General features: G+C 38.9%; 8 protein-coding genes. 7 read left to right on the top strand and 1 reads right to left on the bottom strand.

Going from position 1 to position 11,805, the window contains the following annotated elements; all coding sequences use genetic code 11:
• Positions 1 to 36: 36 nt before the first annotated feature.
• A complete protein-coding gene (gene mnmA, locus NLX65_RS00400) occupies positions 37 to 1,149 on the top strand; it encodes a tRNA 2-thiouridine(34) synthase MnmA (RefSeq protein WP_260535944.1) in 1,113 nt (370 codons plus the stop codon).
• Positions 1,150 to 1,512: 363 nt separating this feature from the next.
• On the opposite strand, the gene NLX65_RS00395 is transcribed toward mnmA, so the two are convergent.
• Positions 1,513 to 3,009: an NTP/NDP exchange transporter gene (locus NLX65_RS00395; RefSeq protein WP_260535941.1), complete on the bottom strand. Its 1,497-nt coding sequence runs from the start codon at positions 3,007 to 3,009 to the stop codon at positions 1,513 to 1,515.
• Between the two features lie 171 nt (positions 3,010 to 3,180).
• On the opposite strand from NLX65_RS00395, the gene NLX65_RS00390 reads away from it, so the two are divergent.
• From NLX65_RS00390 to NLX65_RS00365, 6 genes are all read left to right on the top strand, one after another.
• Positions 3,181 to 5,292 (top strand): MutS-related protein, encoded by a 2,112-nt coding sequence (locus NLX65_RS00390; RefSeq protein ID WP_260535939.1) that lies wholly within the window; start codon positions 3,181 to 3,183, stop codon positions 5,290 to 5,292.
• 165 nt (positions 5,293 to 5,457) lie between these two features.
• Entirely contained in the window at positions 5,458 to 7,374 is a 1,917-nt protein-coding gene (dnaK, locus tag NLX65_RS00385; protein WP_260535937.1) for a molecular chaperone DnaK, read from the top strand.
• 219 nt (positions 7,375 to 7,593) lie between these two features.
• Positions 7,594 to 8,565: a M23 family metallopeptidase gene (locus NLX65_RS00380; protein WP_260535935.1), complete on the top strand. Its 972-nt coding sequence runs from the start codon at positions 7,594 to 7,596 to the stop codon at positions 8,563 to 8,565.
• Positions 8,566 to 8,677: 112 nt separating this feature from the next.
• Positions 8,678 to 9,577, top strand: a complete 900-nt coding sequence (locus NLX65_RS00375; protein WP_260535933.1) for an Rpn family recombination-promoting nuclease/putative transposase — start codon at positions 8,678 to 8,680, stop codon at positions 9,575 to 9,577.
• A gap of 120 nt (positions 9,578 to 9,697) precedes the next feature.
• Positions 9,698 to 10,021, top strand: a complete 324-nt coding sequence (locus NLX65_RS00370) for a MerR family transcriptional regulator (protein ID WP_260535931.1) — start codon at positions 9,698 to 9,700, stop codon at positions 10,019 to 10,021.
• A 217-nt stretch (positions 10,022 to 10,238) separates the two neighbouring features.
• A complete protein-coding gene (locus NLX65_RS00365; RefSeq protein WP_260535929.1) occupies positions 10,239 to 11,531 on the top strand; it encodes a hypothetical protein in 1,293 nt (430 codons plus the stop codon).
• Positions 11,532 to 11,805: the final 274 nt, after the last annotated feature.

The following is an 11,805-nucleotide window of genomic DNA, read 5'->3' as shown; positions in this document are numbered from 1 at the left end:
TGAATAGGCATTCAATTCATAACAGATTTACTTAAAATGCGTACAAAAGGCCGTGTGTTGGTAGCCATGAGTGGGGGTATAGACAGTTCTGTAACCGCTATGATGTTGCATGAGCAGGGGTATGAAGTAGTAGGCATTACTATGAAAACATGGAGTTATGCCGGTAGTGGTGGCAAGAAAAAAGAGACAGGCTGTTGCAGCTTAGATGCCATCAATGATGCAAGAAATGTAGCGGTTGAGTTGGGTTTCCCTCATATTGTGGTGGATATAAGAGCGGCATTTGGAGGGCATGTCATTGACCATTTTAAAGCTGAATACCTAGCTGGTAGAACACCGAATCCATGTGTGTTGTGCAATACCCATATTAAATGGGATGCCCTTTTGGAACGTGCGTATAAATTAGATTGTGATTATCTCGCAACCGGTCATTATGCAAAAGTACGCGTAGAGGGTGGGCGTTATATTATTTCTAAGGGATTAGATCCTAAGAAAGACCAATCCTATGCCCTATGGGGGGTCTCTCAAGAGAGCCTGAGCAAGACTCTATTGCCGCTCGGTGGATTTACCAAATCGTTTATTCGTTCCTTTGCTGCTGAACGTGGATTTACAGACTTGGTGAATAAATCTGAATCCTATGAAATATGTTTTATTCCCGATAATGACTACCGTGGTTTTTTAAAACGACAGCTTCCTGGATTGGAAGAAGCCGTTAAAGGAGGGGAATTGGTATTAGAAGATGGTACCGTAGTAGGGCATCATGAAGGCTATCCTTTTTATACTGTTGGTCAACGGAAAGGAGTCCCTATTGCTTTAGGCTATCCAGTATATGTAACCGCCATAGAAAAAGAAACCAATCGAGTGGTATTGGGCACTTTTGATCAATTGCGTCGAGAAGGTATGGTGGTACACCAACTTAACTTATCTAAGTATGTAGATCTCCAGGGAAAAAAGATAGATACCCTTACCAAGGTAAGATATAATGACCCAGGCACTCCTGCTGTTATTGAGCAGGTAGGAGATCAAATGCATGTCTTTTTTGGCACTGGTGTTCATGCCATTACACCTGGCCAAGCAGCTGTGTTTTATGAAGGAGAAGATGTAATAGGAGGTGGATGGATTGCCTCTGCTTTTCAAAAAAAAAGTAAATAATATTCTATAATATAGAATTATATACCATTACTTTAACCATATAGATTGTATCTATTCAAGTCACTGTTTTTTTGCGTCAAAAAAAATGCCCCTGTAAAAAGGCGCGGTGTAGAAAGTGGCATCATACAGATGATTAGGAAAAACAGTTTCCTTTAAAGCCCCCTTTGGGGGCGCTTTCTGTTTTTCCATCTGTAAGCTACCACTTTCAGCGGCTTTTTACCGAGGGTTTGATTTTTTGTCCACTTTTTTTATTAAGAAAAAAGTGGGATAAAATTCATTATTAACCAGTATCGTGAACAGATACCTTGATTTTTTGTTACTTTTTTATCAAGAAAAAAGTAAAAATGCCTTGTAGCGGGGTATTTACACTTCCTTCGTTTCTTTCGCTTCCAGCATTTGTAACTGCTTATCGACCCTACCAGTAGCGCGGTACCAAGCAATAGTCGTTATCATTAAAAAGATCAATAATACCCCTGAAAGCGGTTGAATGCTATTGGTATGCAGGAATTCGAGTAAGGCAATTTGTACCCAAGAGGATCCTGCTTTTCCCAAACGGGAACCCAATAGATCTACAGCAGCTTTCCCTTTAATTTTGCTTTCTAGATCCAGTGGAATATAAGCGATTTGGGTCGTTTTATCAAAAAAAGCATACTTGATAGACTTGGCGGCTATATTGTGGATGCCACCAAAGAGCACGATGTAGAGGAGCAGTTTCGTACCCACCCAATGCGTTAAACAAGGCGCATTATTTTTACTATAACTCATTAAAAAGAAGAGACTACCCATAATGCCAATGATTATGGGTGCAATGCGTGCAGTAGCTTTCCACCCAAATTTTCTAAGCATACCGCCACTAAAGAAAAGAGAGATCACCAAGGCAATAACCCCTGTCCAAAAATTAAGTTCTGATACAAAACTTTGGTAATCTACTGCTTTAGGGAAAGCTTCTTTTACATAAGATTTCCAAGTCCCTTCTACAATATTTATAGAGAGCCCGCAGGCAACCACCATAATGGCGATATCTCTTAAATAGCGAGAAGCAGCCACATGCTTTAGGCTATCCCATAGAGAGAGCCGTAACGTTGGAGGGGGCGCATCACGGTGCACACGCATTCCATCGGGTTTTATGATATGATTGGTCAACCAGTAAGTAAAAAGAATCGCTAAACAGCAGTAGGCCACATACCCTATTAAAGCTTGAACGGTATATACAAAATCGCTATGGCTATACTTTTTAGTATAGGCTAGGACCAGTGGTCCCGTAATAATCAGCGCTACATCCCCTGCAGCAATCAGAATAGCATAGAACCGTTTGGCCTCCTGAACCTTACAAACATTATTGACGAAACTCCAATAGAGCAACATCAGTGCCATCTGGCCCCAAAGCTCTGCCACTACAAAAAATAGTACATGAATCCAATGCCGGAATACCGTAATCCAATGCATCCCTCTCCCCCCTGTATAGCTGCTTAACCAGTCTGCCAGTGCATAAGGGCTTACTTGCTTGGCATTAGGATATAATACAAAACCATATAGAAGGATCAGCGCTAAAAAAAAGAGGATGGTACCATAAAACAGGGTAGACTGCTTGAAACAATTGTGTAGCTTTGTGTACAATAAGACCACTCCTATCGAAATAGGAAAGATAATAGACCCTTTTATAATCTGGATAACCTCAGCAGCAGAGTGGTTTGCAGTTACCAAAACCGTATCCTTGAGTGCGGCTAAAATGCAGTAAACAAAAGAAATCAGGAATTTTAAAAAAAGGAGAAGAAATATTTTTTGCTTTTCCCCTTTTTGGACGGGAAAAATAACTTGTAACCATTTTTTAAACCACGATAAAGATGTATATTCGGACATAGTGGCTTTGATAGATCTACATTGCACATGCAATGTAGTATAAAATTATAGATATCCCATATGCTTGTATGGTTAAATCAATAGCTCCTCCATGCGATTCGTTTTTTTTTACATAACTTTATCCCCATCATACACTATAAGCTACAAGTTTAATTATAAATTTAATTTTTCATGCGTATCATTACATCGCTCGCATTTGCACTTTGTTTATCAGGGTCCGTAACCGTTAGCGCTTCTTCTTCCATAGCTACACAGTTAGCTAATTATTATTTAAAATCATTTGATAATGAAGTAGAAAAGACTTCTTCAAAAACTGATCAGGCTAAAAAAGAAAAAGCATCACATACAGATATTACAGCTATCCATCTTTCTCCAAGAACAGAACGGAATATAGTATTCAATGAGATTTTTGCCAAAAGTAGTTACTATGAGGATCAGTATAAACAAGGCAACAATCTATTGAACCCATATGTTTGGAATGACTTGCATCTGTTTTGTGGCACCACTACTACACCAGCTTATCATCTTTTATCTCGTATTAACAAGACCATTACCGTTTTAGGGGAGGCGGCGCTTGCTTCACTTATTGCTGCACCTACTGCCAATCTGGAAACCCTTAGGAAGCGTCAGCGATTTATAGATTTTTTGCGTCAAAAAACCCAGCTTTATCTTGACTTAAAAAGTCAGCTGCAAAACTACAAAACATCTGAAAAGGCCATGCTCTCTTTTTGGACAGCAACAGAGCCGCTCTATGTCAAAGAGTATGATAAATATTTGACAGGACTATTTTATACCAGTTCTGCTGTTTCCAATAAATTAGCTAGTGTGTTGCAAGTCAAAAAACTATGGCTACGAGATGTTTGGAATATTTATTCTAGTTTTATTTGGTATCCCCTAATAATTGGACCTGCCAGTATAGGTCTGTCTTATATGTTTGCGAATAGTACAGATTACTCATTTAAAACCCTTTTTAGACGATCTTATCCCCTGTTCTTGCCTGGATACAATATCTATCATGTTAGCCAGCTAAAAAATGTAGACGGTCAGGGAGCTGGTGGTACTATATCTTTGTACGGTATACCTGTTTTCATTACCCTCCATTCCTTTTACCAAGGCTATAAGGGCTACTGTAACTACAAGGAGTATGCAGGCGTATTGAAAAACCTTGCATTGCGTATGGCTGATATCCAAACCTTTTTGATGACGGTTAAAAAAGTCAATGCATTGGTTGAACAATATCCTGATGTAGCAGCCCTCTATGCTGGCCAACTTGAACCGATAAGGACATTATTAGCGCGTATTAACGAATCATCTGAGGTAGGTGACTTATTGCGTTTTTTAGAAGCACTACCCCTTCGTTCTTGGTCTTATCTAGGGAATAATGCGGGTAAGCTACTCGCTAGCTATAAGCTTTTTGTCGAACATAAAGCTGTTTTCCATGATGCCATGTATGCCTTAGGGGAGTTAGATGCCTTTACGTCTGTAGCCACCCTTATGAAAGAAACAGCTGCAATCAATGGGCCACATGCCTATACCTTTACGAAATTCTTATCTCCTCAATCACATACAAAACCTCGCTTGTCGCTTGTTGAAATGTGGAACCCCATGTTAACCCCTATGCAAGCAGTGGGCAATGATGTAACCATGGATAGGGCAACTCAAAATATTATTTTGACAGGTCCTAATGCAGGCGGTAAATCTACCTTTTTAACCGGTCTGGCCATAACTGTTATATTAAGTCAAACCTTTGGTATTGCATCTGCCAAATCCTGTGAAATGACACCATTTAGTAAAATAAATACCTATATCGATGTTACCGATGATATTGCAGCTGGGAAGTCACTTTTTATGGCAGAAGTGGATCGATTTCAATCCCATTTAAGGTTATTAGAGGATTTAAAACAAGGAAAATTTAGTTTCACTATTTTTGATGAACCCTTTAGTGGAACGAATCCAGTAGAAGGCGCAGCAGTACTATATTCCGTATTAAATTATATTGCAAAATATAGCAACGCGCTAAATATTGTCGCCACCCATAGTCCAATCGTTATGCTTTTAGAGCAGCGGGAGCCTCAAAAAGGGTTTAAAAACTATAAGGTTTTTATTAAATCTATGGGCAAAGATGGTAAAATTAAATATACCTATAAGGTGGTGCCTGGTGCTTCTAATCAAACCATTGCCATAGATATATTGGCTGAACAGGGGTATGCAACTGAAATGTTGCAGCAAGCCAGAGATATTATTAGCCATCCAGAAAAGTATAAGAAAAGCTTTGCAAAATAGCACCCCTACTTTCGCTCCAATATCCTACTGCAGTTTATGCCATTTTGACATAAACTGCAGCAAGGTAATGCATTTGGCATAGACTTTGTAGTACCTCCACTAAAGTTAAATAGGTCTTTGTACGATAAGAGGAGTGATCCAATACAAACAAAATAGAAATTAGATATGGGAAAAATAATTGGAATCGATTTAGGAACCACTAACTCCTGTGTTGCCGTTATGGAAGGCAACGAACCAGTAGTGATTCCTAACAATGAAGGTAAAAGAACGACACCATCTGTAGTTGCTTTTTTAAATGGTGGAAAAGGGGAACGCAAGGTAGGTGATCCTGCTAAGCGTCAGGCCATTATAAATCCTCATAATACCATAAGCTCGATTAAGCGTTTTATGGGTAAAGGGTATGACAGTGTGGCCAATGAGATCAACGAAGTGGCCTATAAGGTAGAAAATGGTACCAACAATACCGTCCGTGTCCGGATTGGTGATCGGCTCTATACGCCTCAAGAGATTTCCGCTATTATCTTACAAAAGATGAAAAGTGCGGCGGAAGACTACCTAGGTACTACCGTTACAGATGCAGTGATTACCGTTCCTGCCTACTTTAATGATGCAGAGCGACAGGCGACTAAAGAGGCAGGAGAAATAGCTGGTTTAGCCGTAAAACGTATTATCAATGAGCCAACTGCTGCTGCTTTAGCCTATGGTTTAGATAAAAAAAATAAAGATATCACCATTGCTGTATTTGACCTTGGAGGAGGTACCTTTGATATTTCTATTCTAGAATTAGGTGATGGCGTTTTTGAGGTAAAGTCTACCAATGGAGACATCCATTTAGGTGGAGATGATTTTGATCAAAAAATAACAGATTGGCTTGCCGATAATTTTCAAAAGGAGGAGGGTGTTGATTTAAGAAAGGATCCAACTGCCCTGCAGCGCTTAAGAGAGGCAGCTGAAAAAGCTAAAATTGAGCTTTCTAGTGCCTCCACGTCAGAAATTAATCTCCCCTACATTACCGCTATTGATGGTGTCCCTAAACATTTGGTCAAACAACTCTCTAGGTCACAGTTTGAAAAATTGGTTGATGACTTGGTAAAGCGTACCTTAGCCCCTTGTAGGAAAGCTTTACAAGATGCCTTTGGCGATATCTCTGATCCACAGAACAAGATTCATGAGGTGATTTTAGTAGGTGGCTCTACCCGCATACCAAAGATTCAAGAAGAAGTAGAGCGTTTTTTTGGTAAAAAGCCTTCCAAGGGCGTTAATCCTGATGAAGTAGTAGCTGTAGGTGCTGCTATTCAAGGCGGTGTGTTGACTGGAGAAGTAAAAGATGTTTTATTGCTCGATGTTATTCCACTATCCTTAGGCATTGAAACATTAGGTGGTGTTTTTACCAAGTTAATTGAAGCCAATACTACGATTCCGACAAGAAAATCAGAAGTTTTTTCTACTGCTTCAGATAATCAGTCTTCTGTTATGGTGCATGTATTGCAAGGCAATAGGCCGATGGCCAAGAACAACCGTACCATTGGTCAGTTTCACTTATCCGATATACCACCCGCTCCCAAGGGCGTTCCACAAATAGAGGTAGCTTTTGATGTAGATGCCAATGGCATATTGCATGTTTCTGCAAAGGATAGGGGTACAGGCAAGGAACAAAAAATTCGCATCGAGGCTTCATCTGGTTTGACCGAAGATGAAATCAAGCGCATGAGGGAGGAGGCAGAAGTCAATGCAGCAGCAGATAAAGCAGAAAGGGAGCAAATGGATAAAGTCAATCAAGCGGATTCATTTATATTTGAAGTAGAAAAACAACTCAAAGAGTTGGGAGATAAAATTGAGGCAGAAGATAGGAAAAAGATAGAACCTGCTTTAGCAGATTTGAAAAAAGCACATGCAGAAAAAGAGGTGGTTGTTATTGATCAGGCATTAGAAACGCTAAACAAGATTTGGAGTGAGGTCATGGCTAAGGTCTACCAAAAATCGCAAGCTGCTGGAGCAACATCCGCTGCCAGTGGGGAACAGGAAAAGCCGAAAGAAGGTGGCAGTAATGTGACAGATGCTGAATTTGAAGAAGTAAAGTAGTAGGCTTTGCTGCTTCTATGAGGAGCGACTTTCTAAAAACCAATTAGAAAGTCGCTTTTTTATATTGTGCCTCTAAGGCAATAAACCACTTGTGCAACACACTTATGATGAAAACATAACACGAAAAACCACTTAAAGCCAAATAATAGTTGACTATTCTCTTCAATTTTATTAAATTAAATTAGTTTGGCTGTACATATTCTATAATTATATATTTTTATGCTGAGAACCAAATATTATTATAACCCTGCTACTTGTAGCTATGAGCGTGTACAGCGATCTATATCCACTTTTATTATACGTAGTGCTCTTTATATATTTTTTTCGGTCGTCTTAGCGGTACTAATGGGGAGGTATTATCGAGTTCGTTTTATTTCTCCCACGGAGGTTAAGTTGCTACAAGAGAATGAGCGGCTTAAGGCTTATTACCATATGGTACAAAAAAAGATAGAAGGTAGCGTAGCCCTTTTGACCCGTTTGCAACAGCAGGATGATGAACTATATAGGCTATTGTTGAATACGGCCCCCCTTTCTGCTGCAGAGCGCAATGCGGGCATGGGAGGTGTAAATACATATGCCCATTTGGGGAAAGACACATTAATTGCCCAAACATTGTCTAAAGCTGAGCAACTCGATAGTAAGTTGAAGGTTCAGCAGCAATCTTACAAGCAATTACGTGAGCTTGCCAAGCATAAGATGGCTAAGCTTGCTTCCACACCTACCTTTCCACCCGTTTCTAAAAAACATTTAAAAAGAATATCAGCCCATTTTGGTATGCGTACCCATCCAATCTATCATATACGTAAGATGCATGAGGGCGTTGATTTTTCCGCTCCTATTCATACACCGATTTATGCTGCTGCGGATGGCCATGTTAAGTGGGTTAAAAATGATAAAAAAGGATATGGGAACCATCTTCTTATTGAGCATGGCAATGGTTTTCAAACCCATTATGCCCATATGCATACGATAATCATTAAACAAGGGCAGCGCATCACCAGAGGGCAGCAGATTGGTACAGTGGGTAATTCAGGGGATTCAACTGCTCCTCATCTCCACTATGAAGTATACAGCAATAGACATCGTGTTGATCCCATTCAATATTTTGTAGGAGAGCTTACTGCTGCTGAATATGAAGCGGTTCGTAAGCAAGCCACCCATCCAACACAAGCCCTTTGCTCCAATTTTTAGCAGGTTTTGCATAGGATTGTGTGTACTTATTTTCGGGTAGTATTTAAAAATAAGCTATCTTATAGGTTGACTTGCGTTTGTTTCATTTACGACTAAAGCAAGAGCATAAGCTATGGAAAAAATCACCCCAAAAGTAGACCTAGCCTTCAAAAAAATATTTGGTGTAGAAGAAAATAAAGATTTGCTGATTGCCTTGATCAATGCTACTTTTTCACCAGCAGATCAAGTGGTAGATGTGACCCTCTTAAACCCTTATAACCCTAAAAATTTTAGAACGGATAAGTTATCTATACTAGATGTAAAAGCCGTAAGTGAAACAGGGAAAAGGTTTAATATAGACATCCAAATCATAGATGAGGCAGATTATGACAAACGTGCCTTATATTACTGGGCCAAGTTGTACACAGATCAATTAAAGGCTTCACAGACTTATTCCACTTTAAATAAAGCAATAGGGATTCATATCCTTAACTTTACTTCTATAACCGATAGTCCGAAGTATCATAATGTATTCCATATCAAGGAAAAAGAGAGTGGTATGGCCTACTTTTCCGATTTAGAATTGCATACCATAGAGCTGGTTAAGTTCAGTAACGATCCCAAGGAAACGCTAGACACCTTATTGCAAAAGATCAAAAGTGCGCTAGACATTTGGACCGCTTTTCTGACCCGTAATGATTTACTCAATAAAGATCGCTTACCCGGTCCATTGGCTAACCATAGCCTAAAAAAGGCTTTGCATGTTTTAGAAACGTTAAACTTTACAGAGGAGGAAAGCATGGCCTATGAGGACCGCTTGAAATGGTTGAGAATAAAAGCGGGTACAATAGAGAAAGCGCGCAACGAAGGCATCCAAATAGGGGAAGAAAAGGGCAAGCTAGAGGGTAAGATAGAAATCGTTAAGGCTATGATTGGAAAGGGTTATCCTATAGATGATATTGTGCTGCTGACTGGTTTATCTAGCGCGCATATCCAGGAGCTTGTATGCGTTTCCTCTGGGGGAGTCAGATAGACCTTTTTGCTATGGCCTACTGGGATTTTTATCTCTGTGTCTATCCGTCTTCAAATGCATCTAGTATAATGCCTCCTGTTTGGTTCTTAAGCGTTATCAATAGCGGTTGAAAGAGGTCTTATGCAAAAAAAATATTTTACCATTCAGGAGGTAGCGCGTCATTTTGATGTGGCGCCTTCTTTAATACGTTTTTGGGAAAAAGCCTTTAGTGGCATTCTACAGCCTAACAAGAATAGCAAGGGCGCCAGAAGGTATCAAACAAAAGATATCACTCAGTTGCGTTATATTTATACACTGGTGAAAGAAAAAGGCTATAGTTTAGCCGGTGCACGCAAAGTAATCCAGAAACATCGTCGTCCGCTTACCATTACACCAGCAGATGTTGTGCAACGGTTACAGGCGTTACGTGCTTTCTTGGTTGCGTTAAAAAAAGAGATAGATTAGCTACACATTTTTACTGTTTGGGCAATGGCGTTAACTTAAGGAATATCTCTTTGTTGGAATAGATAGTCCTTAAGTTGACGCCATTTCCTGAATAGATACGCCGAATGGTTTGCAGTATTGTCTAAAAGACATTATATTGTCCCATCTAATGCAATAGATAAAGTTATCAACTATAAAATGGTTTTTTTTGTTACCTTATGATTTAAAAATTAATTGTATGAAAACCAATGTAAGTTCAAAAGTGAGAGGCAGTACAAAAAGCCTATTAACAAGTCTATGCTTTTATTTTTTGTTTATATGGGCTTTAGCCGCATGTAATAGAATCAAAAGTAATATGAATGTGGAACATAAAAGTAGCCAGGGTGAGCTTATTTCTGCTACTGGTTGTGTCTCTAAAAAATGGTTAGAAACTGCAAAAGTAGATGAGCTAAAGCAATTTTATGATAAAATTTTGATTTTAATGGGACAAGGCATTGAAAATAGTTCATTAGTTACTTTATCTGACTCCATAAAGGTTCGTCTCGATAGAACTAGTGAAATAGATGCAGATGCTCTTTCTGCTCATGGTACTGATGGTATGAGTTGCTTGTTGGCACTTTTAACAGGTAAGCAATTATTACCAAGTAATGAAAGGGATAAAAGAGGCATACCTACCATAACCGGTGAGGCAAAGTGCTCGACATCTAAAGTCTATTATCATAATGATTCCCAGTATTTTGTATCAATTCTGAACTTACAACATTCCGCTCCGAACTTTCAACTCGTGGATTATTTATATCTGGATAACGCATATAAATCTTTTCCTGATAGCTATGATGTGTTTAAGGAAAAACTTTTTGCAATAGGTAAAGGCATACCTGGGATAGGCATAGAAGCATTAAATAAATTGTTTTGTGGTGAATCTATGTGTCAGTTGTATACAACATTAAGTAATCTACCGATAATAGTTATAGGGGATGGCGTTGGTTTGGTAGATCATAGTATGTATCGTGAATATAACTACAAGAGGGTAAACCTTAGAGCTATAGTGGTGCCTAATGAGTATAAGGAGTCTTTTAAAGATTTGTTTTGCATGCTTGGAATAGAGGATATAGCTTTGATTTCTAGAAGAGAATTCTATACTTTTTATAATGAAAGGGAAAGATCTAAACGCAAGCTACTAACGACGGCTTTGGACTTTGAAGAAGGTTATTCTTCGTATATAATAAAGGATATTCCAATAGATTGTGTTCCTCTAGAATATGTAAAAGTATATGGCTACAATGATAAGGAAACTTTTATAGAAAAATTCGGTACTAGTACATTACGCGATTTTTATGAAGATCTTAACAACTATGTTAAAAACTCTCTTTTTGCAAAAGATTTCTTAAAAAGATTCAAATTGCCTTGCAGCTTTTCTGCTAAACCTTGTAGTGATGTTACTAATGATGAAGAATTTGTTTTTGACAATAAAGGTAGCACTGAGCAACAAATCATATCAATAACATATCGTCTTCCATCTGGGCAGTAAGCAACCTATTTGCTCAGGCAATCGCATCAGCTTAAGGAAAAATGTATGGTAGAACAGAGGTGCAAAAGCGGTTTATAGATGGTGAATATCCTGTCCCATTTATAGCTGTTGATAAGGATTAAAGTTTTACTTCAAGTGCCAAAGTATCTGTTCCAGTCACTGTTTTTTTTCGTTAAAAGAAAAACGCCCCTGAAAAAAGTCGCTGAAAGTGGCATCTTACAGATGGAAAAACAGAAAGCGCCCCCTTTGGGGGCTTCAAAGGAAACTGTTTTTC

It is taken from the genome of Candidatus Cardinium sp. TP (genome assembly GCF_025215055.1).
Taxonomy (GTDB): Bacteria; Bacteroidota; Bacteroidia; order Cytophagales; family Amoebophilaceae; genus Cardinium.
The sequence above is the reverse complement of the archived record's forward strand: the minus strand, read 5'-3'. Positions and strand labels throughout refer to the sequence as shown.

Coding starts and splice junctions, on each gene's coding strand:
- NLX65_RS00365 (WP_260535929.1), top strand. CDS start 10,239: ATGAAAACCAATGTAAGTTCAAAAGTGAGAGGCAGTACAAAAAGCCTA.
- NLX65_RS00395 (WP_260535941.1), bottom strand. CDS start 3,009: ATGTCCGAATATACATCTTTATCGTGGTTTAAAAAATGGTTACAAGTT.
- mnmA (WP_260535944.1), top strand. CDS start 37: ATGCGTACAAAAGGCCGTGTGTTGGTAGCCATGAGTGGGGGTATAGAC.
- NLX65_RS00390 (WP_260535939.1), top strand. CDS start 3,181: ATGCGTATCATTACATCGCTCGCATTTGCACTTTGTTTATCAGGGTCC.
- dnaK (WP_260535937.1), top strand. CDS start 5,458: ATGGGAAAAATAATTGGAATCGATTTAGGAACCACTAACTCCTGTGTT.
- NLX65_RS00370 (WP_260535931.1), top strand. CDS start 9,698: ATGCAAAAAAAATATTTTACCATTCAGGAGGTAGCGCGTCATTTTGAT.
- NLX65_RS00380 (WP_260535935.1), top strand. CDS start 7,594: ATGCTGAGAACCAAATATTATTATAACCCTGCTACTTGTAGCTATGAG.
- NLX65_RS00375 (WP_260535933.1), top strand. CDS start 8,678: ATGGAAAAAATCACCCCAAAAGTAGACCTAGCCTTCAAAAAAATATTT.